The organism is Gordonibacter urolithinfaciens (assembly GCF_900199375.1).
GTDB lineage: Bacteria > Actinomycetota > Coriobacteriia > Coriobacteriales > Eggerthellaceae > Gordonibacter > Gordonibacter urolithinfaciens.
The window spans coordinates 705,179-729,172 of the sequence record NZ_LT900217.1; the positions used below are offsets into that span (position 1 = coordinate 705,179).

17 protein-coding genes are annotated in these 23,994 nt (G+C 64.1%); 2 read left to right on the forward strand and 15 right to left on the reverse strand.

All coding sequences use genetic code 11. The features are described from left to right. Window position 1: 1 nt before the first annotated feature. From BN3560_RS03125 to BN3560_RS03150, 6 genes are all read right to left on the reverse strand, one after another. The gene (locus tag BN3560_RS03125) at window positions 2-2,368 is read right to left on the reverse strand and encodes a molybdopterin-dependent oxidoreductase (protein ID WP_015540506.1); all 2,367 of its coding nucleotides are present in this window, start codon (window positions 2,366-2,368) and stop codon (window positions 2-4) included. Window positions 2,369-2,468: 100 nt separating this feature from the next. Next, entirely contained in the window at window positions 2,469-2,816 is a 348-nt protein-coding gene (locus tag BN3560_RS03130; protein ID WP_015540505.1) for a 4Fe-4S dicluster domain-containing protein, read from the reverse strand. After that, window positions 2,817-5,147: a molybdopterin-dependent oxidoreductase gene (locus BN3560_RS03135; RefSeq protein ID WP_015540504.1), complete on the reverse strand. Its 2,331-nt coding sequence runs from the start codon at window positions 5,145-5,147 to the stop codon at window positions 2,817-2,819. A gap of 462 nt (window positions 5,148-5,609) precedes the next feature. Continuing rightward, window positions 5,610-6,815 (reverse strand): MFS transporter, encoded by a 1,206-nt coding sequence (locus BN3560_RS03140; protein WP_041239814.1) that lies wholly within the window; start codon window positions 6,813-6,815, stop codon window positions 5,610-5,612. Between the two features lie 221 nt (window positions 6,816-7,036). Then, window positions 7,037-8,557 (reverse strand): LuxR C-terminal-related transcriptional regulator, encoded by a 1,521-nt coding sequence (locus BN3560_RS03145; protein WP_015540503.1) that lies wholly within the window; start codon window positions 8,555-8,557, stop codon window positions 7,037-7,039. Between the two features lie 258 nt (window positions 8,558-8,815). Further along, window positions 8,816-10,057: an MFS transporter gene (locus BN3560_RS03150; RefSeq protein ID WP_096226987.1), complete on the reverse strand. Its 1,242-nt coding sequence runs from the start codon at window positions 10,055-10,057 to the stop codon at window positions 8,816-8,818. Window positions 10,058-10,284: 227 nt separating this feature from the next. Between BN3560_RS03150 and BN3560_RS14255 the strand changes: the two genes are divergently transcribed. Next, window positions 10,285-10,461 (forward strand): hypothetical protein, encoded by a 177-nt coding sequence (locus BN3560_RS14255; RefSeq protein ID WP_015540502.1) that lies wholly within the window; start codon window positions 10,285-10,287, stop codon window positions 10,459-10,461. A 64-nt stretch (window positions 10,462-10,525) separates the two neighbouring features. Beyond that, entirely contained in the window at window positions 10,526-10,972 is a 447-nt protein-coding gene (locus BN3560_RS03155; protein WP_015540501.1) for an FKBP-type peptidyl-prolyl cis-trans isomerase, read from the forward strand. A gap of 148 nt (window positions 10,973-11,120) precedes the next feature. Here BN3560_RS03155 and BN3560_RS03160 read toward each other — a convergent pair whose 3' ends face one another. The 9 genes from BN3560_RS03160 to BN3560_RS03200 form a co-directional block, all read right to left on the reverse strand. Further along, complete coding sequence (locus BN3560_RS03160) at window positions 11,121-11,813, reverse strand: hypothetical protein (protein ID WP_123649887.1); 693 nt, start codon at window positions 11,811-11,813, stop codon at window positions 11,121-11,123. 281 nt (window positions 11,814-12,094) lie between these two features. After that, window positions 12,095-14,656: a molybdopterin-dependent oxidoreductase gene (locus tag BN3560_RS03165; RefSeq protein ID WP_096226989.1), complete on the reverse strand. Its 2,562-nt coding sequence runs from the start codon at window positions 14,654-14,656 to the stop codon at window positions 12,095-12,097. A 54-nt stretch (window positions 14,657-14,710) separates the two neighbouring features. Further along, on the reverse strand, window positions 14,711-15,955 hold the full coding sequence (locus BN3560_RS03170; protein ID WP_096226990.1) for an MFS transporter: 1,245 nt from the start codon (window positions 15,953-15,955) through the stop codon (window positions 14,711-14,713). Between the two features lie 68 nt (window positions 15,956-16,023). Continuing rightward, on the reverse strand, window positions 16,024-17,289 hold the full coding sequence (locus BN3560_RS03175; protein ID WP_015540498.1) for an MFS transporter: 1,266 nt from the start codon (window positions 17,287-17,289) through the stop codon (window positions 16,024-16,026). A 96-nt stretch (window positions 17,290-17,385) separates the two neighbouring features. After that, window positions 17,386-17,727 carry a 4Fe-4S dicluster domain-containing protein gene (locus tag BN3560_RS03180; RefSeq protein WP_015540497.1) on the reverse strand — a complete coding sequence of 114 codons (342 nt, stop codon included), beginning with the start codon at window positions 17,725-17,727 and terminating at the stop codon, window positions 17,386-17,388. 13 nt (window positions 17,728-17,740) lie between these two features. Further along, window positions 17,741-20,233 (reverse strand): molybdopterin dinucleotide binding domain-containing protein, encoded by a 2,493-nt coding sequence (locus BN3560_RS03185; RefSeq protein ID WP_096226991.1) that lies wholly within the window; start codon window positions 20,231-20,233, stop codon window positions 17,741-17,743. A gap of 407 nt (window positions 20,234-20,640) precedes the next feature. Next, window positions 20,641-21,075, reverse strand: coding sequence for an FKBP-type peptidyl-prolyl cis-trans isomerase (locus BN3560_RS03190; protein WP_015540495.1), 435 nt, complete (start codon window positions 21,073-21,075; stop codon window positions 20,641-20,643). A 14-nt stretch (window positions 21,076-21,089) separates the two neighbouring features. Further along, entirely contained in the window at window positions 21,090-21,608 is a 519-nt protein-coding gene (locus BN3560_RS03195; RefSeq protein ID WP_096226992.1) for a 4Fe-4S dicluster domain-containing protein, read from the reverse strand. Window positions 21,609-21,611: 3 nt separating this feature from the next. Further along, on the reverse strand, window positions 21,612-23,978 hold the full coding sequence (locus BN3560_RS03200) for a molybdopterin-dependent oxidoreductase (protein WP_096226993.1): 2,367 nt from the start codon (window positions 23,976-23,978) through the stop codon (window positions 21,612-21,614). Window positions 23,979-23,994 lie beyond the last annotated feature (16 nt).

Consider the following 23,994-nt stretch of genomic DNA (forward strand, 5'->3'; position numbering starts at 1 on the left):
ATCACACCAGCTTTCCGAATTTTTCCCAGACGACGGCCATATCGGTGTCGTAGCTCTCAGAGACGGGCTCGATGTTGCATATCAGGCACTTGTTGGGCGCGCCGAATCCCAGCTTGCCCATATGCCCGTTGGGAAGCAGGTTGTTGATGTTGCAGCGGAAGTTGCCGTACAGGTTGGGCTCGCTGCCGTCCTCTTCGGGGAACCACCAGCCATGCTGCGCGTGCACGGTCTTCTCGTCGACGATCTCGGACACCCGCGCCTTCATGAAGCACTCGCCGAACATGTTCCACATGCGCACCCATTGCCCGTCGCTCACGCCGTAGCGCTGGGCTGTCACCGGGTTGATCTCCATGATGGGGTCGGGGTTCAACTCGCGCAGATAGGGGATCTGGCGATGCTCGGAATGGAAGAAGGCCGTGGTGCGGGCACCCGTCGTCAGGACGAGCGGGTACTCCTCGGCCAGCTCGGGCTTACTCACCGGGCTGAACTCCGGTTCGATGTAGAACGGCAGCGGGTCCTCGCCGAACTGGTTGTACGCGGTCGACCACAGCTCCACGCGCCCGGTGGGTGTGGCGAAGCCGGGCTGGCCGTCGGGACGCAGCAACCCCTTCTCGTACTTGTAGTAGTCGATGGGCACCTGCGCCACCACGCACTGCGATACGCGGTCGAAGTACTCCCCGTGCTCTTCGACGCCCAAGCGGAACGCCTCCACCAGCTCGTGCTCGTTCGCCCACTTCTCGAAGCGCTCGGGATGCAGGTACTTGCCCAGACGGTACGCCAGTTCCATGTCGGAGGGCAGGTTGCCGCAGTCGATGGCCTTGTGCATGAACCCGGCCGTGACCGTGCAGGGCGCATAGTGCGTGAACACCGTGCCCTCGCGCTCGGCCACCGTGGCGATAGGCAGGAACAGGTCGCAGGTCGCCTGGATCGACGCGTTCATGAACGTGTCGATGCCGATGCAGAACTCCAGCGACCGCAGCAGCGCGGCGCGCCAGCGCTTCGGCTCCATGGAGCAGTTCGTCAGCGCGTTGTCGCCCATGTAGAAGCCCATGCGGATAGGATACGGCTCGTCGGTCTCGAGCGTCTCGAGCATGCGGTCAACCTGCGAGTTCAAGATCATGTTGCAGTAGGCCGGGTACTCGGCCATGCCGATCATCTTCTGGAACAGCTCGTCGGGTATGCACTCCTTGTACCCGAAGCCCAGCTCGTTGTGGCCCGCATCCGAACCGGGCAGCAGCTGGCCGCCGGGGCGGTCCAGGTTGCCGGTGATGGCCTGCAACGAGATGATGCACTGGCTGTTCTGCATGCCGTCGGTCTTCTGATCGACGGCAAGGCCCCATAGGATGGCGGCCGGCTTGGCCGTGGCGTACATGCGGGCGGCGGCGTAGATCTTCTCCACCGGCACCTGGCAGATCTCGGCGGCCTTCTCGGGCGGCATCGTGCGCACGCGCTCGGCCAGCTGGTCGAAGCCGTAGCACCAGTACTCTACGAAGTCGTGGTCGTAGAGGTCCTCCTCGATGATGATGTCCAGCATGGCCATGGCGAGCGCGGTGTCGGTGCCGCTGCGCAGCTGCAGGAGGATGTCGGCGCGGGCGGACAGCCAGTTCACGCGCGGGTCGATCTGGATGATGCGCATGCCGCGACGCATGGCGTCGACCACCGCATGGCCGAAGAAGCCGTCGGGGTTCGACTCGAGCGGCGCCTTGCCCCATATGACCAGGCATTCCGTTAGCTCGTAGCGCTCGTCGTCCCAGCGCCCGGGCAGCGCGCCGGAATAATCCCATTCGGCGTACGTCGTTCCCGTGATGTAGGCCGCCGCTGCCAAGCGCGGGGTGTAGCAGGCGTAGCCCGACTGCATGTAGCAGTAGTTCGGGGTGCCGAACACCATGGTGGGGTACAGCGACATCGTGCCGCCCTCGCGACCGGTGCCCGACATGCCGATGATGGATTCGGGACCGTACTCGGCGCAGATGCGCTCGTAGTTCTCCTTCACGATGCCGAAGGCCTCGTCCCACGAGCACTCTTCCCAGGCATCGGCCTTGCCGCGGTCGGCGCGGTCGCGCTTGAGCGGCACGAGGATGCGCGCCGGATTGTACACGTAGTCCTTCAGCGCGATGCACCGCGGGCACAAACGTCCCTGCGTGACCGGATGGTTCTCGTCTCCCTCGACCTTGACCAAGCGGCCCTCGTCGTTCACATAAAGCTTGAGGCCGCATCCCACGGGATGGCACCCGGGGGGCGACCACGGGCAGGTGCGCGTCACGGTGAGCCCGTCTTCCTCGTAGCGCCAGGGCTTGCCCAGGTCGTTCACGTCCGCGAGCGTTTCGAGCCTCACCGCTTCGGCGGCCTTGTAGTCTTCTTCCCGCATCTCACTCTCCTTCTCGTTTGCCTTGCTGCCTTTGCCGGCCTGCAGGACGGGGGACGGCCCAAGCCGTGCCCCGCCGCCTTCCGCAGGCTGCGCGCAAGCCCTAGTACCGGTAGGGCTTCGGGGCGAACAGCACCTGGTTGGGCTTCTCCGCAAGCTCCCGCGCCAGCTCCTCCACCGGCCCGTACTGCATGACGCCGGCCAGGCAGTGGTGCACGCAGCTGGGCTGCTTGCCCTTGGCCGTGCGTTCGGCGCACAGGTCGCACAGGCGGGTGGGAACGGGGATCTTGTTCCAGTTGAACTTCCCGTCCGAGCACTCCCACGGGCCGTCGTCGAGCAGGTGGATGCCCCACTGCCCCACGGGGATGCGGTGCTCTTCCTTGCAGGCGACCTCGCACGACTGGCATCCCGTGCAGAACTCGTAGTCGATCAGCAAACCGTAGGCGCCCATTTATTTCACCAACTTCCCGAATCGATCCCACACCTCTTGCAGGTCGGTGTCGTAGTTCCTCTCTGCCGGCTTCACGCTGCACAGCAGGCACTTGAACGGCGAGCCGAAACCCAGCTTGCCAATGTACTTGTGCGGCACGAGCTCGTTGATGTTAGAGCGCCACACCTCGTAGAGGCTCGGCTCCTCGCCGTCCTTCTCGGGAAACCAGAAGCCATGCTGGGCATGCACCACGCCGGGCTTCACGATCTGCGAAACCTTGGCCTTGAGCACGCACTTCCCGAAGGGGTTCTCCACCTCGACCCACTGACCGTCGGCCACGCCGAAGCGCAGGGCGTCGTCGGGGTTGATCTCGATGAGGGGATCCGGGTTCATCTCGCGCAGGTAGGGAATCTGCTTGCCCTCGGAGTGGAAGTAGCAGTACGTGCGCGCACCGGTGGTCAGCACGAGCGGGAATTGCTCGGCGAGCTTGGGCGTGGACACGGGACTTAGCTGGGGCTCCTCGTAATAGGGCAGCGGGTCCTCGCCGAACTGGCGGAACATCGTCGAGTACAGCTCCACGCGGCCCGTCGGCGTGTTGAAGCCCGGCTTGCCGTCGGGGCGCAGCTTGCCCGACTCGTACTTGCGGTAGGACAGCGTCTCCACTTTCTGGTGCACCACTTCCTCGCGCAGCTCCGCGAACGTCTGCTTGTTGTTCAGGCGGTAGTACTCGAGGAAGTCGTAGTAGTCTTCGAAGCGCTCGTAGTTCTCGGGCATGCAGCGCTTGCCGATCTCGTACATGATCTCGCAGTCGCCCTTGCCCTCGCCCACCGTGATCGACTTGTTCACGGCACCGGCCATGATGGGCGACGCGCCGTAGTGCGTGTACACCACGGTGTCGTGCTCGACCGTGGTCGAAAGCGGAAGGAACAGCTCGCAGCACGCCTGGATGGTGGGCGTCATCCACACGTCGATGCCGAAGCACCACTCCAGGTTCTTCACCATGGCGTCGTGCCAGCGCTTGGGCTGCGCGGCGCAGGTGCCGGCGAGGAAGTTCGTGTCCTCGAAGCCGCCCATCTTGAACGCGTACGGCTCGCCTGTCTCCAGCGCATCGAGCACCATGTCGCATTGGGCGTTCAGCACGAGCCCCACGTAGGCCGGGTACTCCTTGATGCCCATGATCTTGCCCTGCAGCTCCGGGCCCAGGTTGTTCCAGCCGAAGCCGAGCTCCAGCCCGTCGTTCACATCGCCGATGAGCTGCCCGCCCGGCACGTCGATGTTGCCGGTGATAGCCTCGAGCGCCAACACGCAGTGGCCGGCCTGCACGCCGTTGGACTTCTGGTCGATGGCCAGGCCCCAGGCGATCTGCGCGGGCTTCGACGTGGCGTACACGCGCGCCGCCTCGCGGATGAGGTCGGCATCGATGCCGCAGATCCCGGCGGCCTTCTCCACCGGCATGTCCCGCACGCGCTCGGCCAGCTGGTCGAAGCCGTAGCACCACTTGTCCACGAAGTCGTGGTCGTAGAGGTCCTCGGAGATGATGACGTTCAGCATGGCCATGCCGAGCGCGGCATCGGTGCCGGGACGTAGGCGCAGGTGCCAATCGGCGCGCGTGGCCACCCAGTTCACACGCGGATCGATGCTCATGAGCTTCGCGCCGCGGCGCATCATGTCAATGGCCGCATGGCCGAACAGGCCGTCGCCGTTGGACGGCAGCGGCTCCTTGCCCCAGAACACGATGAGCTCCGGCAACGTGAACGCCGGATCGTCGTAGCGGCCGGGCAGTCCGCCGGCGTAGTCCATCTCGGGGTAGGTCGCGCCCAGCACGTAGGTGGTGCCGGCCACGCGCGGAATGTAGCACGAGTAGCCCGATTGCGTGTAGCATGCGTTCGGCGTGCCGAGCGCCGAATGAGCGTATGCCGGCAGCATGGGGCCGCCCTCGCGGCCAGTGCCGCCCATGAGCAGGATGGACTCGGCGCCATAGGTCTCCTTGTAGTAAGCAACCTTCTCCGCAATCAGGTCGAATGCCTCGTCCCACGAGATGCGCTCCCATTTGTCCTTGCCGCGGTCCTCGCGGGCGCGCTTCATCGGGTAGCGCATGCGGTCGGGGTTGTACACGTAGTCGGGGATCGTCAGGCACCGTACGCACAGGCGTCCGTTCGTGATCGGATGGTTCTCGTCGCCTTCCACCTTCACCAGCTCGCCCGCATCGTTCACGTAGGTTTTGATGCCGCAGCCGGTAGGATGGCAGCCCGGTGGCGACCAGGCACAGCCGCGTATGACGGTGAGGCCGTCCTCCTCGTAGCGCCACGGCTTGCCGAGGTCGGACGTTCCCTGGCCTTTGAAAATCTTCATGCCCTCTCCTCTTCTCGTCTTTGCATGTCGGCCGTCGGCCGACGCTCCGGCCTACGGGCCGGGCGCGGCGCGAAGCGGCCACGCGCGCCTTCCGGCAGGGGGAGCCCCGGCCGAGCCGCAGCCGGGCATGCCGTCAAGGCTTCGATGATGCTCCTTTCCTTGTCTCGAGCGCCGACGGGCGCGACGCCCCGCTCGGCACAGCGCGCCCCCGCACGATCCGGCTCGCGGCAACGCTGCCTGCATGGCCCCTGCGATGGGGAACATGGCACTGACTGCAATCTAGGCCGCAAACACCCGGCTGGGAATCGTACGCGAATTGCGAAAAACGCCGATACGGCGGGAAACCCCTCGTACTCCACGTCCGAATGACGGTATGGCGACAACGTCTTACCTGATCAGATCGCTGAAAAAGAAACGGTCCCTCGAAAGGGACCGTTTCCGCCGTGCAGCGCCTCGATGCGGCTAGCGCAGCTTGCGCAGGCCGATGAAGAAGATGACGATGCAGATGAGGTAGCATGGCACGAGCACGGCATACGATGCCGTCGCCCATCCGAACGCCGCAACGGCGTTGCCCATGAACATGGCGCCCACGAACATGCCGAGGTTCTGCGTGGTGGCCACGAGCCCGTTCGCCACGGGGACGTCGTCGGGGTCTACCGTGTCGGGCGTGGCCGCCCAGATGATCGAGGGCACGAAGCCGCCCGCGATGCCGGCGAGGATCATGATGCCCCAGTACAGCTCAGGCACCTGGCAGGTGAACACCACGGCGGTGTAGGCCACGCCGCCGATGAGAGCGAACAGCAGCACCCACTTGCGCGTCTTCAGCCAGTCGGAGATCTTGCCGCACAGCGGCGCGCAGATAGCGCCCGCCACGCCGAACGCCGAGGCGATGCCCGTGGCCCACACCAGCGTCGTCGCCAGCTGCTCGGTCAGGTACGTGGTCAAGAAGCCGTTGATGGCCATGAACGCAGCCTCGTCGAAGAAGAAGATCATACCGAGCGCCCAGAGCATCGGGTTCTTGAGGGCGCGCTTGAAGTCGGCCTTGCCGGCTACCTGGTCCTCCTCGGTCTGATAAGGCCTTTCCGGCTCGCGGTAGAAGACGACGAACACGATGCCCACCACGATGTCGAACACGAACGTGCCCCACCACACGGTCTGCCAGGGCAGGGCGAGCGTGTCCACCACGTACCCGTAGAGCACCGGGCAGATGCACATGGCAAGCGCCACCCACATGGCCCAGATGCCCAGCGGGAAGCCGCGTTTCTCGGGGGCGAACCATGGGGCGATGGCCGAGGCGCCCGCCACGCCCATGACGCCCATGCCGGCGCCCTCGAGGAACCGGCTGACCATGAACACGGTCACGTTTTCGGTGAGCGCACCCATCACCGAACCTACTGCGGCGCAGCCGATGGCTATGAGCACGACGTTGCGTATGCCCAGCTTGTTGATGAGACCCGCCGTGGGGAACGCCATGACGAAGCCGAGCACGTAGAACAGGGCGATTACCCATCCCAAGGTGTCGGGACCGAACCCGAACGTCTGCATGACGACCGGCGCGAGCGCGGTCACCTTGGCCATGTTGGCCGGGGCGGTGAAGCCGGCCAAAAACGTCACGGCCAGCACGACCCAGCCGTAACTTGAGTCCGTACTCTTGGTTTTTACTGCCATAAGAGCCCTCCTTCGAGAATGACCGCCATGTCTCCCCTTCGTTTATGGCTCCCCCATAAACAAGATCGCCGCCAGGGCCGCAGAGCCCGGAGCACAGCGCGATTATTCCGCGCAGGAAGGTCGCCTGTGAATTGGCCGCAAATGAGGAAAAGACGCTCGCCGCGGGTAATGAGGCGGCACTACGCGGTCTCATGCCGCCCGTACGAGGCCTCGCACCAACGTCACAACGCGCTTGAGGCGGAGACCTGCTCGGACAGACCGCCCGAGGCCTCCTCGTCGACAGGCACCTCGATATCCTCGATGAAGTCGAGCAGCTCTTGGCGCGAGTGGATGCCGAACTTGCGGTAGATGTTGTAGATGTGCGTCTTGGCGGTGGACTGCGAGATGTAGAACGTGTCCGTGATGTACTTGGCGTCACGTCCCTTGAGCAAGATCTGCAGTATCTCCCGCTCGCGCGGGGAAAGTCCGTAGCGCTCGCAGGCGATCGCCCTCTTCTGCTGCCACAGCGTCTTACGCTGGCCCTCGTACTCGAGGTGCGCGCGCGTCTCGTCGTCGAGCCCTGTCTCGATGACCGGCTCGAACGGGTATATCTGGTAGTTCACGCGTATCTGCATCCAGGCGCACACCACGGCTGCCGCCACGCAGGTGGCGTACAGCGCCGAGGGGCTGCCTTCCGACGCCAGGCCGCCAACTGAGAAGAGGACGCCCCCGGCGAAGATGCCCGCGAAGAACACCGAGCCCTCCTGCCCGAACAGCCATACCGGCGAGATCATGTCGAAGCGCGACGTCTCCACCACCGCATTCAAGAGGACGATGACGTTGAGGCTGACGAAACAGGTGTAGAGGCAGACGAGCCCGAGCTGCACCTCGCTGGGAACGGCGGGCAGCGGAAGCAGCAGCAGGGCAGCCGCGAACGCAGGGCTCTTCTTCAGCGCCTCCTTGTAGGTGCGCTCGTCGGTCTGCTCCAAGAGCAGCGAGAAGATGCCCGCGAGCCCAACCGAGGCGCCAAGCGCCACGAGGGCGACATCGGGGGGATAGCCGAGGAAGAACGCGAGCAGCGAGCCGCCGAGCATGAACCCCAGCATGAGCAGCGTGTGGTTGTTGCCCTTCACCTTGATGCTGCGCCGTTTGGAGTCCTCCGCGCCCACCAAATCGCTGTAGCGGTAGGGCTTGCGGGAGAACAGGAGCGAGAGGGCGGCGCAGAGCGCCACGGCCACGAACAGCATGGCATAGGCGTACCAGAAACCCATCTGCGAGAGCACCAGCAACATGACGCCCACGTACATGAACGCAAGGTCGAACACGAGCATGAGCGCCCGCCGTGCCAACCGCTCGAGGAAGCGCCCGTACAAGAAGGCCGTCGCCACGACCCCGACCCCGGCGAGCGAGGCCGCGGCAAGCGGGAGCCCGAAACCGAGCGCGCCCATGGCCGCGAGCGAGGCGATCGTCTGGACGGCGAGGGTCGCGCGCCTCCCCGCCCCGGACTGCAGCGCATCGCAGGCAAGCTGGCCCGCGCGGAGGGCCACGGCTGCAACGAGCGCCATGGACACGGCGACGACGCTGCCGTGTACGAGGCCAGGTGATGCGCACAGCGCCGCAACGAGGATCAGCGCGGCGTTGCCCACGCCCACGCCGAAGCCAAGGCAGCCGTCCACGAGCACGGCCTCGAAATCCCCGCCGTTCTCCCCGATGGGCTTGGCGGGCGCCTCGCAGACATCCTCGCAAGAATACGAAGTATCCATAGCGGTCCCCCTACCTGCGCGAAACTTATATACCAGCGGCAAGATCAGGTTAAAAGCCTGATCATTTGCCCTTTCACCTTACGGCATCGAACGTTTCAGCCACCGGAGAACAACGCGGTTTTTCGGCGGCGGCGCCCTCGAGGCACGCTCATTACACTCACGCGGGCCTCATCCCCGCCTTCGACTTTACTATCCTGCGCCTGGTCAAACCATCGTACGCGAAGTATGAAACGATTTGCCCGCCTCCTAAGCGAGGTGCTAGCGCATGCGGCAGAGGGCAAGGAGGATCGTGCCCGCAAGCCCGAGCCCCATGAGCACGCCGCCCGCAAGGAACCAATGATCCAAGGACGGGCCGAGGAGCATCTGGACGAGGAACGTTCCCAGGAACTGGCCGACCCCTTGGACCGTGACCATGAGGCCCATGCCGACCGAGGCGAGCTCGGGACGCGGGACGAGCCCTACGAACCCCGATAAGAACAGCCCCACGCCGCCCATGCCGACCAAGCCCATCACCGCCACGGCAATCAACATGAGAGCGCCCGTATCGGTATACAGGAGGAAGGTGCACGGCCCCATCACGGCCGATGCCGCGACCAGCAGGGCCTTACGCCGTCCCCTGCGATCCGAGATCGCCCCGAACAAGGGCGAGGACGCCACCGATAGCAGCATGGGAGCCGTGCTGACGAGCCCCGACCAGGTAGGGTCGACACCCTGCATCTGCAGGATCGTCGGAACGAAGGAGAGCACGGCCAGGAGGCAGACGTTGAACATCGCGAAGCCTCCGAGAAAAAGCAGGATGTCGCGCGTCAGCAGCATCCGCCAAAGCCCCCACGCGGCGCAACCGCGGGATCGTCCGGACGCGGCACCGCTTTTTGCAGCCTTCGCCTCCTCGGCCGCCGTCCGGGCGCGCGGCATCCTGATGGCCGCCAGAACGAGCACGGCGGCCAGGACGGCGCCGACGGCGAACACCGTCCACACTCCCGCGAACCCCATCGCCTCGAACACGGTAGGCGTCACCACGGCCGCCGCCGTGGAGCCCACGCAACCCCAAACGCCCCAGATGCCCATGGCCGTGCCCACCTTGTCCGAATCCACGCACGCCCTGACTACCAAGGGCCCGCACGTGGTCAGAATCGTCAGGGCGACCCCTTCCACCGCACGCGAGGCGACGAGCGCCGCGCTCGAGCCCGCAGCCAGCCCGATACACGATCCGGTCACGGCGATGCCCAACGCCGCAACCATCATGTTCTTCGCGCCGAACCGCTGCGCCAGCAACCCGGACGGCAATGCCGCGAACACGCTCGCCAGCGTGAATATCGACATGAGCCAGGAAGCCGCCTCGGCATCCATGGCGAAAAGCGCCATGAGAGAGCTTAGGATGGTGGGGACCTTGTATTGGATCATGGCAACCGCTACGCCGGCAGCCAGCAGCACCGTCCCAACCCGAACGGGACTTCGATAGGCGCCCTTCTTCTCCGAACGGCCTGCTTCCCTGTCCACGCAGACTCCTCTCTCGATGGTTCGAGAACACGATAGGCGATCGCTCGGCCGCCCGCTATCGAAAAGGAAGTCCGATATCGGCCGGTCGTCTCATACTTCACATACGATAGGCATGCCGTGCGCTTACGTTTACCATCTGATCCAAGCGGAACCGGGATACCAACCGTTGTCGTTCGGGACGGCCGCCCGGCTTCCCCGTGCAACCCCCGCGACAAGGAGGAGAAAACATGGCAGACGAGAAGAAGCCCGTTCAAGACGAGACGGCCGAAAAGAACAAGGAGGCGAAGGCTCCCGTCAGCGAGATCTGCGGGAATGCGGAAGAGGGCGCAGCGGCGCTCGTGGACGACGACAGCGAGATCAGGCCCGTCGAGGGATTCTTCCTCACGTCGCAGCGCTGGCATTAGACGCAGGGCAGCGGATGGCCGCGAGTCGAGAAGGGCCACGTGTCCGGAACAAGGAGGCTTCACCATGCCGAGCAAAGGGCAACGCGTCCGATTCCTGTACCGGGGGAGCTTCCCCGACGGGAGGACGTTCGACGACTGCAAGGGCGTGCCGCACGAGATCGTGCTCGGGCGCAGGCAGGTCATGAAGGCGCTCGAGGAGACGCTTTCCGCCATGGAGCCGGGCGAGGAGCGCATCTTGGAGCTCTCCCCCGCCGAGGCGTACGGCGCCTACGACGAATCGGCGCTGCAGCGCGTGCCCACCTACCGTATTCCGAACGGGGAGAACCTGCCCGTGGGGCAGATGATCGCCTGGAAGACGCCGCGCAGCGCCGAGCCGGTGCCCGCCACCGTCGTGAGTGTAGAGAACCAAGTGGCGACGCTCGACTTCAATCATCCCCTCGCCGGGAAGGACCTCGTCTACTGGGTCAAGCTCATCGACGTTGTGCCGGCGGCGGGCGATCCGACCGCCTGACGATGCACAAGGGCGGTAGCCCGCACTCCGAGGGCCGAGCGGCATCTCGTACGCAAGGGCCAAACGGCCCTCCACCGGCCCTTCCACGCAACGGGGCCCGCTGCTTTCGCGGCGGGCCCCGTTGCGTGCGCGCGGGCGGCGGTCGGCGCTACGCCAGCGCCTGCTCCACGAAGGCGCGGGAGAGCTCGGCGCCTGGCTCGCCCTCGTACTGCGTCATGAGGAAGTGCGTGGCCTTGCGGATCATCGTGGGCGTCTGGCCCAGGTCGTGCGCGATGTAGGCGATGGCCTCCGGGGAGAGCACGGGGCTCTTCCCCTCCTCGGTGTAGTCCTCTACGAGGCCGCGCACGTACTCCTCGAGGCCGGCGTCGTCGAGGGCCTCCATGGTCACTTCCTCGAAGTCGCCCAGCATGCCGCCGAAATCAGACAGGTCGTACTCGGACAGCGGCTTGGTGGAGGTGATGACGGTGTCCAGGCGCCGCTTCAGGCGCTCGCCCAGCAGCAGCTTGCACATCATAGGCCCCATCTCGGGATCGTCGAAGAAGCCCTCGAAGTCATCCAGGAACAGCACCTCGTAGGTGCCCAGATCCTCGAAGTAGCCGTCGTAGACCTCGGCGCGCATGGCCTCGGGCAGCTCCGAGCAGGGGCGGTAGAGCACCTTCTTCGTGGACAGCAGGTCCTTGTCCAGCTGGCGCCCGCGCACGAGCGTCGTCTTGCCGGACTCCTTCGGGCCCACGAGGAATATCTTCTCGGGCTTGTCGTGCGGCTGGGTGATGTTCGCGATGCGCTCGAACGCCTCGCGGTTGCCGTCGGTCTTGACGAACTCGTCCAGTGGCATTCTCATGGTGATGACTCCCCTTTCGCCTTCTTTGCCTGACCGGCCGCGAAGCCGCGCCGCCGGGGCGCGCTCCGCTGCGATGTACCGCCATTCATAGTAGCAAGGCCGCCGACCCAAGGCGAGTATGAAGGCCGCAACTCATACCAGAAGGGGTATGCCGCTGCGTATGAGATCGGCAATGCCCAGGCCGGCTGCGGCTGGCAGGGAGCCCTGGCAAAGGAAGGCAGACAGCCGTTTGAGAGCCGTCTGCCTCCTAGTAAGATTGCCCGCGTTCGCATCTGCCGGCTTTACGCCTCGACCGGCTCGCCGGTTTTCAAGTCGGTGCGCTCGCCCGTTGCGGGGTCAACCAGCTGGTTGGCCATGACGTCGTAGTCCATGCCCGCCTCCCGCGCCCTGCGGAAACGCTCGATCTCCCCTTGTCGCGGCGACTCGACCTTTCGGTACCAAGGAAAGTTTCCCGTCGCGGCGATCTGCTCATAGGGCATCGTATCGCCCTCCCTCACCGGATAGACCTTGCAGATCATTCCCTTGATAGGCGACCCCACGCCTCCCTGGCCGGTCACGAACGCCCGCGTGCAGTTGTTCGGATTGGACTCGAACGTGCCGAACAGATAGGGAGCGGACGGATCGGACTCGGGGAACCACCAGCCGTGCTCGGCATGAACGGTTTTCTCGTTGACCACCGGCGAGACCTTCGCCTGCTGTTTGAAGCGGCCATGGTCGTTCTCTATCCACACCCACTGGCCGTCCTGGATGCCGTACCTTTCGGCCGTGGCCGGGTTGATGAGCACCCGCGGCTGGGGATGCAGCTCGCGCATGGTGGGCAACTGCCGATGCTCGCTATGGAAGAACTCGAACGACCTGCCACCGCAGGTCAAGATCAGCGGGTACTCATCCATGAGCTCTGGCGTGGACAAGGGGCCCTCCGGCGGCTCGGTATGGAACGGCGTGGTATCCAAGCCCCAGTATCGATACAGAAGGGGTGCGAGCTCCAAGCGACCCGACGGCGTCCCGTAGCCCACCGAGCCGTCTTCGCGGAACATGCCCTTCTCGGCCTTGTGGTACGTCGCGTTGAACTCGTCGTAAGCGTGCCCCACCATGGAAGGATCGCGTACGAGCTCTTCCCACGAAGCCGTGAACAGCGTCTTGCCCGTGTTCTTGGCCCCGCCTTGGTCGGTGGCCTCCGTCGTAGCGGAGAAGGAGCCGGTGCCGTCGTGCAGATACCAGTTGAGCCAGTCGATATCGGTCTCCCACTGGCCGAACACCTCGGGGTTCAGGCGCTTGCCCAAATCGAGAATAATTTGCTCGTCCGACTTCGCCTCGTAAAAATCAACCACCTTAACCATGGCGCGGCAAGGCGACCACCACGTACGCGCCGAATTGCGCTCGGCGCTCATGGCAACCGGCAAGACGATGTCGGCCAGAGCCACCGACGTCGGCGTAAGGTAGGGATCGGCATTCACGATAAACGGTATGTTCTGCATGGCTTTCATGACACGAGGAGCATCCTGGCTCGGACACGACAGCGTGTTGGACGACTGTATCCACATCATCTTGATGGGATACGGGAACCCGTCCTCGATGGCCTGGAGCAGCCCGTCCGAGCTCGCATGGGCCACGAAGTCGCCGCCTTCGATGGACAGGGCGAAGTTGTTGTTGAGCTTCTTGGCGCGCCATTCGGGCGGCGTGAGGTGCTCGCCCGACGCGTAACCGGCGTTGATCTCGAACGCGTTGTGCACGAGGATGTTGCCGCCCGGAACGTCCACGTTGCCGCACAAGGCCATGAGGTCGCAGCCTGCAAGGCACAAGGCCATTGCCGAAACTTGCTGGTCGAACGCGAGGCCCCACTGGATGGCACCCGGCTCGGCCCGCGCGTACAAACGCGCCGAATCACGGATGTCGTCGGGATTCAAATCGCAAATCGCCGCCGCCCATTCGGGCGTCGTCTCGCGCACCGACTCGACAAGCTCGTCGAAGCCGGAGCACCAGGCTTCGACATGCTCCTTGTCGTACAGCTCCTCCCCGATGATGACGTTCAGCCAAGCGCAGGCAAGAGCGGCATCGGTTCCAGGTCGTATCTGCAGCCAATGCTCGGCGCGCACGCCCCACCACGTCAGCCTCGGGTCGATGGAGATGATCTTCGTCCCCATCTGCACGCACTGCACCAGCCAGTGGCCCACGTAGCCGTCAGCGTTCGACGCAAGCGGCTCGTTGCCCCACACCACCAGCACCTCCGGCGGTACCCACTCGGCGTTGCCGTAGCGGTCCGCATGCGTCTCGGACGCGTCCACGATGGGGAAGTCGCCGAAAGGCGCGATGCTGCCGCAGATGCGCGGCATGTAGCAGGAAAAGCCGGTAAAGCCGAAGGTCGAGATGTTGGGCGTCTTCAGGCCTGCTTGGCCGAAGAACGGCACTTGCCAGTTGATGTTGCGCCCGGTTCCGTGCACGCAGATGATGGCGTTGCCGCCGTCCGTCTCCCAAATGCCCCTCACCCGTTCCTCGATCTCGTCGTATGCCTCGTCCCACGAGATGCGCTCCCACTTGTTCTCGCCGCGCTCTCCGGCGCGCCTCATGGGGTACTTCAGGCGGTCGGGATGGTTCAGGGACTCGTCGAGCGTCAGGCATTTGATGCAGAGCTTGCCGTTCGTGCACGGATCCAGCGGATCGCCCTCCACGCGCCTTACCTTGCCATCTTTTTCGTAAAGCAGGATCCCGCACGAGGTATGGCAGCCCGGAGGCGAGTAGTGGTACGTGCGCGTGACGGTGTAGCCGTCCTCCTCCCAGCGCCATTCCCCCTCATGATAGGCAGCGCGATCAACACCATCAAGAAATTCCTGGTAATCAGCCAATGTTCTCTCCTTTCCTTGTAGCCGCATCGCAATCGAAGCTTTGAGGCGCGCCCGTTACTCCCACTGCGCCCGCAGCTTCTTCTTTTGGGTGAGGGCTATGCCCACCAGCACCGCGCAAGCGGCCAGAATGGCAATCCCCGCGAAGAACGAGCCGATGTAGCTGCCTGTGAGATCGAAGCAGGCCCCCACTGCGGCAGCTCCGAAGCAGCCGATGATCCCCGACATGCGCGAGTACGACAGTATCTGCGCGAAGTACTTTTTCCCGAACAACTCCGATATGAGCGTCGGAACCGAGATGGTGATGATGACCGAGTTCATGCCGAACACGAAAGCGCATGCCATGAGCGGCACCTCGGCCTGCAAGAACGAGAAGCCGAGCAACGAGGCAGCCGTCACCCCCAAGGTGATGTACGTGGATGCGGCAACGCCTATCTTGTCGGTAACCCACCCCATGACCAGCGTGGCCACGCTGTAGCCGAGCTGGGCCATCGACAGTATGCCGGCACCGAACGCAGCCGAGTACCCGATGGACTCGGCGAATCCCGGCAGGTGATTGTTGTATCCGCTGAACAGAGCCTCGATGCCTGCATACAGGAACACGCAGACGAAGGCCAGCGTGACGATCGCCTTACGGGCGGGCATGCCCTTCTCCGATGCCCGGGTCTCGGCCATCGCCTCGCCCTGTTCCGCGCCGTAAGGCCGCAGGCCCATATCGGAGGGATGGAGGCGGAATACGAACAACGTGAACGGGAGGACGATGACGCACATGGCCAACGCGATGCTGGGGTAGGCCATGCGCCAGCCTACGGTCTCTATCAGGAAATTGCCGAATATCGGGAAGAAGAACCCGCCGATGCCCGACCCGCACATGGCGATGCCGAGCGCGGTACCGCGCTTGGCCACGAACCAGTTCTCGATGAGAACCGTCGAGGCCACAACGAACACGAGGGCGCCCGCGACGCCGAGGACGACGCCTGCCGCATACCACTGCCAAAGCTCGTTCATAATACCCATCGCAGCCTCGGTGGCCGCCAGCACCAGAAAGCACGTTGTCAGGAACACGCGAAAATCCCATTTCGGAAGGTATTTCGCAACCAGCGGATACGTGGCCGTCGTGGCAATGAAGTAGAACGTGAGGTACAGCGCAAGCGCACCGCGATCGAACCCCAGCTCGTTGCAGACGGGCACGATGAAAATCCCGCCCGCGTTCATGATGGCCCCCAAAGCCCCGGCCTGAAGAAAGAAGCACCCGATCATCACCCACCATGCATAATGGACGCCCTGCGATTTCTCCGACACGGAAAACACCTCCTAGAAGGCAGCCTTTCCGCCTAGCTAGGCGGAAAGGCTGCTGAATCGATTGTCCGTCACGCCTCCCAGTGCGCCTCCCTGACCTTCTTGGCAGGGACGAACGACAACAGGATGATGGCAATGGCAACGACTGCGATTACCGCTCCGACCAGGAACGAGCCGCTATAGGTTTTCGTCATGTCGAAGATGATGCCGATGACCGGGGCGCCCATGGACCCGCACAGCCCCACGCCCATCATGCAGTAGGACAAGATCTTATCGTAGGCCTTCATGCCGAAGTGCTCGCGTGCCAGCATCGGCACCGAGATGGTGACGATGGCGTTGTTCATGCCGAAGAAGAATGCCGTGACCATGAGGGCGAGCTCGGTAGAGGCCATGGAGAAGCTCACATAGCAGACGATCAGGATGGCGTAAAGAATGACCGTGAGCCAGCGCACGCCGATCTTGTCGACCAGGATGCCGCCGACGAGCGAGGCGATGATATAGCCGACCTGCAACGCGATCATGAGCGTCGATGAGAAGATGAGCGCCTCGGGGCCGAGCACCTCCACGGCGTTGGCCTGCACGAAGGAGTTGAAGCTGCCCGGGAAGGCCGACAGCATGCAACCTAGGAACAGCAGGACGAAGGCGAGCGTCGGCAGCGCGAACTTCAAGGGCACGCCCGGCAGGCTCTTGGACTCGCCCATCTCGTCTTCTTCGGCACCGAACGCATGGAGCCCAATCTTCGCCGGATCCTCGCAGAACACCGTGAGCGAGAAGAAGAGGATGCACAGCAGCAGGATGGCGTTCAGGTAATAGGCGCTCTGCCACCCCATGACCGTGGACAGCGACGTGAACACCAACGGGAAGAGGGCGCCTCCGACGCCGGACATCAGCTGCGCGATGCCCAGGTAGCGCCCGAGCACCTTCTTGCCGAACCAGGCCCCCATGAGCAGCGGCGTGGCGTACAGGAAGTACATGCCGCCCGTCAAGCCCATAACCGCGCCTATGGCCATGAACTGCCATGTCCAGCTTGCGTCGGCGAACGTGAACGCGACGACGCACAGGGCGGTGACGACGACGTCGAGGGAGATGACTATCCTCGCCCCGAACTTGGGGATGAGTATCCCCGCGAAGAACGTGCCGAACAGCGCGGCTATGCCGTAGCAGGTGATCCACATGGCGAACACGCCCATATCCACGCCTACGGCAGCGGGGACGATGGCAAAGAACGCTGATGACGAGTTGAGCACGGTCCCCAAGCCGCACGCCTGCATGACGCAGCAGCCCACGAACACGAGCATGGCCCTTTTCTTGCTGCGCGCATCTATATCGGTAGACATAACGATATCCTCCTTAAAGCTTGACATTCCCCTGTTTCGGTAGGCCCGGCACGGCACCTCCTGCCCCAAGACGGGGAACCGGCCGGGCTCGGCCTGCTACTTCGTGTAGAGCGCCCAGCGGGTCTCGCCGCCCATCTTCTTCACCAGATCCTCGGCCTCGCCGTAGTACATGCACCATGCCTGGCAGTGCTGCACGCACATGGGCATCTTCCCGGCTTCCGTGCGAGAAGCGCACATATCGCAAGCCTTGGTGAGAACGGGGAGCCAGGTCCACTCCCAACGCTCGGGTCCTTCCTTGCCCTCGTAGGCGTAGGGCCCGGTCTCGGTGAGCTTGATGCCGAACTCGCCCTTGGGCAGCCCGAGCTCCTTCTTGCAAGCCACCTCGCACGAATGGCAGCCGGTGCAGTACTCGTAGTTGATCAGAATCGCCTTGGTCATGATAGCCTCCTCCTTATGCTTGCATGGGCTGGTAGTCGTCGCGCCAGCCACCGAGTTGCGTGATCTGCTCTCCGGGCATGACGTCGCCGTCCTTTACCTTGTAGATACGGCAGCGCGTGCACTTGATGGGCGACCCGATGCCGCCGGGACCGGATTGGAAGTTGCGCGTGAGGTTGTTCACGTTGTAGTCGAAGCACCCGTGCAGGTGCGGCACGGCCCCCTCCTCCTCGGGCTTCCACCAACCGTGCTCGGCCGATAGGCAGTCGTCGGGAATGCCGGCGAACACCTCGGCCATCTGCTTGCAGCGCCCCTCGTCGTTCTCCATCCAGATCCAATCGCCGTCCTGCAGGCCGTATTCGGCGGCCGTTCCGGGCGACACCTTCACGCGCGGCTCGGGGTGGAACTCGCGCATCGTGGGCGCCTGGCGGTGCTCCGTATGGAAGAACTCGTAGGAGCGAGCGCCGTTTATCAGATAGAACGGGAACTTCTCCATGATCTCCGGGGTGGTCTCCCAGGTCTCGGGAGCAGGCGTGTACACCGGGTACGGCGGTATCCCCCACGATTGGAAGATGGTCGGCACCAGCTCGATGCGGCCGGAGGGCGTGTTGAACCCGACCTGGCCGTCGGGGCGCAGCATTCCCTTCTCGTGCTTGAAATAGGTTGCGTTCCATTCGTCGTAGGCATGGCCGCCCGCTTCGACCAGCTGGTCGAAGGTGTAAGGACACTTCGTGGTGACGGACGGGCCCCCGTCCTCGGTCACGGAGGTGTGGCCCCAGTTGTCGTCCGTGGCGGCCGAGAAGTTCGCCTTCTGCACTTTGCCGTCGGGCCCCACGACCGCGAGGTCGGTCAGCAGGTAGTCGTTGATGAGGTCCTCGGCAGACTCCCAGCGCACGAACAGGTCGGGGTTCAGACGGCGGCCCAGCCAAAGCGCTATCTCCTCGTCGGATTTCGCCTCGTAGAAACTCGTGACCTTCTTCATGGCGCGCAACGGCGTCCACCAGGTACGAGCCGAATCGCGCTCCACCGACATGGATACCGGCAGGACAAGGTCGGCGATGGCGACCATCGTCGGCGTGACGAACGGGTCGGCATACACGATGAAGGGTATCTCCTTCATGTACTTGTAGGCACGCGGCACCTGCCCCTCGTGGCCAGCGAACGCATTGCAGCTCTGCGCCCACAGCATCTTGATGGGGTACGGCTCGCCCGTTGCGGGGACCTCGCCCGCCTCGAGCACCGAGGCCATCGCATCGCAGTTCGACATGCCCACGAAATCGAGCCCTTGGTCGCCAACCATCCACTTGCGGAACTTGCGTTCGAGGGCCTGCGGGTCGGCGTAGAGGTCCACCGAAGAGTAGCCGGCGTTGATGTCGAACGAGTTGTGCACGAGCACGTGCGTGCCGGGCTTCTCGATGTTGCCGCAGATGGCCATGAGATCGCACACGGCCTCCACCCAATGCATGGACGACCTCGTGCCGGCATCGAATACGAGGCCCCATTGTATGGCCCCGCGGTCGGCGCTCGCGTAGAGGCGCGCCGCTGCGACGATCTCGTCCTCGGGAACGCCGGTAATCGATGCCGCCCAGGCGGGCGAGAACTGCTGCACATGCTCCTTGAGCTCGTCGTAGTAGGCGCACCAGTTGTCGACGAACTCATGATCGATCAGATCCTCGCCCATGATCACGTTGAGCCACGCGAGCGCGATACAGCAGTCCGTGCCGGGTCGCGGCCTCAGCCAGTGCTCGGCACGCGCCCCCCACCAGGTGAGAACGGGATCGATGGAGACTACCTTGGTGCCCATCTGCACGCACACGTTCAGCCAATGGCCCAGGTAGCCGTCACCGTTCGATTTCAAAGGCTCGTTGCCCCAGACCACCAGCACATCAGGGCGCACCCACTCGCTATGGGCGTAGCGCTCGGGCAACGTCTCCGACGCGTCGACGATAGGATAGTCTCCCAAGGGGCCGGCGGCACCGCACACGCGGGGCATGTAGCACCACCATCCCGAAAAGTAGATACCGCCCACGTTCGCAGTCCGGAAGCACGCCCCGGCTATGAACGGGACCTGCCAGTTGATGTTGCGACCCGTGCCATGGCCCACCAGAATGGATTCGCGGCCCAGGCCCTTGCCGTCGATCTCCTCTTTGATGTAGGTATCGATCATGTCGAGCGCCTCGTCCCACGAGATGCGCTCCCACTTGTTCTCTCCGCGCTCGCCCGCGCGTCTCATGGGGTACTTCAGACGTTGGGGATGGTTCACCATCTCGTCCAGGTCCAGGCAGCGCATGCACAGCTTCCCGTTCGCATACGGGTCGAGCGGATCACCCTCCACCTTCTCCAGCTTGCCGTCCTTGGTATACAGCAGGACACCGCAGGAGTCGTGGCAGCCGGGAGCGCTGTAGTTGTAGGTGCGCGTGACGGTGCAGCCGTCCTCCTCCCATTCCACCTCCCCTTCGTGGTACGCCTTGCGATCGATGCCGTCCAAGAACTCCTCGTAGTCAATCATGGACTCTCCTCCTTTATCATCCCGGGCCGATGCCGCCAATGGCGCGAAGGATACGTAGCCGGAAATCGCCTGTCATCGTGGCGTTCTCGGTGTTTTGGCCCGTACCCTGAACTTGACGATGCCCGACCTCGGGAAACACGGATAAATAAGCCTCTTCGTCTCTTCGTTAAGGCAGGTGCGGCTCCTGCCCGCACTCAACGTCGCCGCGGCTTTCGCCCGCGGCTCGTCGGGTCCCGCTCGGTGCGAACGCAAGCGCACCGCATGCCGGGCAGCGCCCCGACACGGGGTCGACCGTGCCGCCGCACGCAAGGCACGGTATCGTGGCGGGGGAAACGTAGAAGGGGCTGCCTTCGCGGTACTTGCCGCACCTGCCGCATCGCGTGCACGGATAGCACAACGCCCTCGCCCTACCTCAGGTCAACCAGCTCGACCCAGTACGCGAGCGTCTTGCCGGCGAAGGGATGGTTGAAATCGAGCTTCACCATGTCGGCGGTTTCCTCCGTCACCCAAGCGGGCATGCGTCTTCCGTCGTCGGGGTTGGTCCAGAAGACCACGTCCCCCGCTTTGAGGTCGTAGCCGTGCTCCACCATGCCTTTGAGGTGCCACGACGCGAGCTTGTCCTGGTACGCGCCGTAGCCGAGCTCGGGCGGCACCTCGATGGACCGCGCCTCGCCCACCTCCATGCCCACCACAGCCTCCTCCACTCCCCGCGGAAGCTGCATGGTCCCGATCACGACGGCCAAAGGATCGCCTGTGGAACGGTCGTCGAGCGGCTCCTCGCCGAGCACACCTCCCTTGTACCTGAGGTAAGCGGTTCTCCCCGCCTTGTTCGCGCGATCCATTGCCTCCCCCGCTCTCATTCGCAAGCCGAGGTCGGCTGCTCCCCCTCGAGCACCGCGGTCTCGTCGATCTCGCCGACCTTGGTGTCGTGGCGATGTACGGCATAGGAGGCCTTCCCGGTCCCCTGGACCTCGATATGGGCCGCCCGGTGCGCGCTCTTGCGGGAGGGCACGAAAGCGCCTTTCGCCTCGAGGGGGTTGTACTGGGGCACCATGAGGAACTGCTTCGGCTTGCGATCGAGCTTCTTGGAGAGCTCCTCGACCGTGCCGTACGAGATGACGTTCGCCAGGCAATGGTGCACGCACGAAGGCTCGCGTCCCCGCCCCGTGCGCTCGGCGCAAAGGTCGCACAGGTCGGTGAGCACCGGGAAGTGGTTCCAGTTCCACCGCTTCCCGTCAATCTTCCAGGGTCCGTCGGAAAGCACCTTGATACCCGTCTTCCCCACCGGGTAGCCGTGCTCCTCCTTGCACGTCACCTGGCAGGATCCGCAGTTCGTGCAGTACTCGTAATCGATCAGAAGTCCATATGCGGCCATAAGTCACACCAGCTTTCCGAATTTTTCCCAGATGAGGTTCATGTCGGTGTCGTAGTTCTCGACAAGGGGATCGATGCTGCAGACGAGGCACTTGTTCGGCGCCCCGAAGCCGAGCTTGCCGTAGTGGTCGTTGGGAAGCAGGTTGTTGATATTCGAGCGGAAGTTGCCGTAGAGGTTCGGCTCGCTGCCGTCCTCCTCGGGGAACCACCACGCGTGCTGCGCGTGGACGGTCTTCTCGTCGACGGTCTCCGTGACCCGCGCCTTCTCCACGCATTCGCCGAAGGGGCTTCGCAAGCGCACCCACTGCCCATCGGCTATGCCCAGGTCCAGGGCGACCTGCGGGTTAATCTCCACGATGGGGTCGGGGTTCAGCTCGCGCAGGTAGGCTATCTGGCGGTGCTCTGAATGGAAGAACGCGGTCGTGCGCGCGCCCGTGGTGAGGATGAACGGGTACTCCTTCATGAGCTCCGGGTCGGCGGGGCCGAACTCCGGCTCCAGATAGTACGGCAGCGGATCGTCCCCGAACTGGTTGAACGCCGTCGACCACAGCTCCACGCGCCCGGTGGGAGTGGCGAAGCCGGGCTGGCCGTCTTGGCGCATCTGGCCGCGCTCGTACTTGTAGTACTCGACGGGGATCTGGCAGACCACGTTCTGCGAAACCTTGTCGAAGTACGCGCCGCCCTCCTTCTTGCCCAGGCGCAGCGCCTCCATGAACTCCTTCGCACTCGCGAAGTCTTCCCACACCTCCGGGCGCAGACGCCGTCCCAGCTCATAGCACAGCTCGAAGTCGGTCATGGTCTCGCCCACCTCGATGGCCTTGTGCATGAAACCGGCCGTGACCGTGCAGGGCGCGTAATGCGTGAACACGGTTCCCTCGCGCTCCGCCACGGTGGACAACGGCAGGAAGATATCGCAGGACGCCTCGATGGATGGGTTCATGAACGTGTCGAAGCCGATGCAGAACTCCAGAGACTTCACGATTGCGTCATGCCAGCGCTGCGGCTCCATGGACGTGCAGCTCATGAGGTTGTTCCCGGCATAGAATCCCATCTTGATGGGATAGGGGTCGCCCGTCTCCAATGCATGCAGCATGAGGTCGGCATGGGCGTTGAGGATAATCATGCAGTAGGCGGGATACTGCTCCAGGCCGATCATCTTCTTCTGCAGCTCGTCGCCCACCCCCTTCTCGAAACCGAAGCCCGATTCGTTGTGCCCCGCTCCCGCACCCGGCAGGATCTGCCCGCCGGGAACGTCCAGATTGCCCGTGATGGCCATGAGGTCCACCGTCACCTGACCGTTCTGCATGCCGTCGGTCTTCTGGTCGGCAGCCAGGCCCCACTGGATGGCGGCAGGCTTGGCCTGGGCGTACATGCGCGCCGCGGCGCAGATGTCCTCGACGGGCACGCCGCAGATCTCGGCAGCCTTCTCCGGCGGCATCTCCTGCACGCGCTCGGCCAGCTGGTCGAAGCCGTAGCACCAGTACTCCACGAAGTCATGGTCGTAGAGGTCCTCGTTGATGATGACGTTCAGCCATGCCATCCCTAAGGCCGTGTCCGTTCCGGCGCGCAGCTGCAGGTGGATGTCGGCGCGCGTGGCAAGCCAGTTCACCCGCGGGTCGATGACGATGAGGCGCGTGCCGCGGCGCATGGCATCGATGACGGCATGGCCGAAGAAGCCGTCTGGGTTCGACTCGAGCGGAGCCTTGCCCCATACCACCAGGCATTCGGTGAGCTCGTAGCGCTCGTCCTCCCACCGGCCCGGCAATGCGCCCGCGTAGTCCCATTCGGGGTACGTCGTACCCGCGATGTAGGCGATGGCCGCCAAACGCGGGGTGTAGCAGGCGTAACCCGACTGCGTGTAGCAGAAGTTCGGCGTACCGAAGCACATGGTGCCGTACGGCGCGAACGTGCCGCCCTCGCGTCCGGTGCCGGCGAACACCACGATGGACTCGCGCCCATAGGCGGCGGTGATGCGGTCGTACTCATCCTTGATGATGTCGAACGCCTCGTCCCAGGTAATCCGCTCCCAAGCATCGGCGTTGCCGCGCTCCTTCGGATCGCGCTTCATGGGATGCAGAAGGCGTGCCGGGTTGTAGATGTAGTCTTTGAGCGCAAGGCACCGAGGGCACAGGCGACCTTGGGTCACCGGATTGTTCTCGTCGCCCTCGACCCGCACGAGCCTGCCCCCGTCGTCCACGTACAGTTTGAGGCCGCATCCCACCGGATGACATCCGGGTGGGGACCACGGACTCGTACGGGTGACGGTCAGGCCGTCCTCCTCGTATCGCCACGGCTTGCCGATGTCGTTGACGTCTGAAAGCGTATCGAGCTTGACCGCCTCGGCTCTTTGGTAGAACTCGTCTTCGCTCATGGCCTCGTCCTTCCTC

Coding starts and splice junctions, on each gene's coding strand:
- BN3560_RS03125 (WP_015540506.1), bottom strand. CDS start 2,368: ATGCGGGAAGAAGACTACAAGGCCGCCGAAGCGGTGAGGCTCGAAACG.
- BN3560_RS03130 (WP_015540505.1), bottom strand. CDS start 2,816: ATGGGCGCCTACGGTTTGCTGATCGACTACGAGTTCTGCACGGGATGC.
- BN3560_RS03135 (WP_015540504.1), bottom strand. CDS start 5,147: ATGAAGATTTTCAAAGGCCAGGGAACGTCCGACCTCGGCAAGCCGTGG.
- BN3560_RS03140 (WP_041239814.1), bottom strand. CDS start 6,815: ATGGCAGTAAAAACCAAGAGTACGGACTCAAGTTACGGCTGGGTCGTG.
- BN3560_RS03145 (WP_015540503.1), bottom strand. CDS start 8,557: ATGGATACTTCGTATTCTTGCGAGGATGTCTGCGAGGCGCCCGCCAAG.
- BN3560_RS14255 (WP_015540502.1), top strand. CDS start 10,285: ATGGCAGACGAGAAGAAGCCCGTTCAAGACGAGACGGCCGAAAAGAAC.
- BN3560_RS03155 (WP_015540501.1), top strand. CDS start 10,526: ATGCCGAGCAAAGGGCAACGCGTCCGATTCCTGTACCGGGGGAGCTTC.
- BN3560_RS03160 (WP_123649887.1), bottom strand. CDS start 11,813: ATGAGAATGCCACTGGACGAGTTCGTCAAGACCGACGGCAACCGCGAG.
- BN3560_RS03175 (WP_015540498.1), bottom strand. CDS start 17,289: ATGTCTACCGATATAGATGCGCGCAGCAAGAAAAGGGCCATGCTCGTG.
- BN3560_RS03180 (WP_015540497.1), bottom strand. CDS start 17,727: ATGACCAAGGCGATTCTGATCAACTACGAGTACTGCACCGGCTGCCAT.
- BN3560_RS03185 (WP_096226991.1), bottom strand. CDS start 20,233: ATGATTGACTACGAGGAGTTCTTGGACGGCATCGATCGCAAGGCGTAC.
- BN3560_RS03190 (WP_015540495.1), bottom strand. CDS start 21,075: ATGGATCGCGCGAACAAGGCGGGGAGAACCGCTTACCTCAGGTACAAG.
- BN3560_RS03195 (WP_096226992.1), bottom strand. CDS start 21,608: ATGGCCGCATATGGACTTCTGATCGATTACGAGTACTGCACGAACTGC.
- BN3560_RS03200 (WP_096226993.1), bottom strand. CDS start 23,978: ATGAGCGAAGACGAGTTCTACCAAAGAGCCGAGGCGGTCAAGCTCGAT.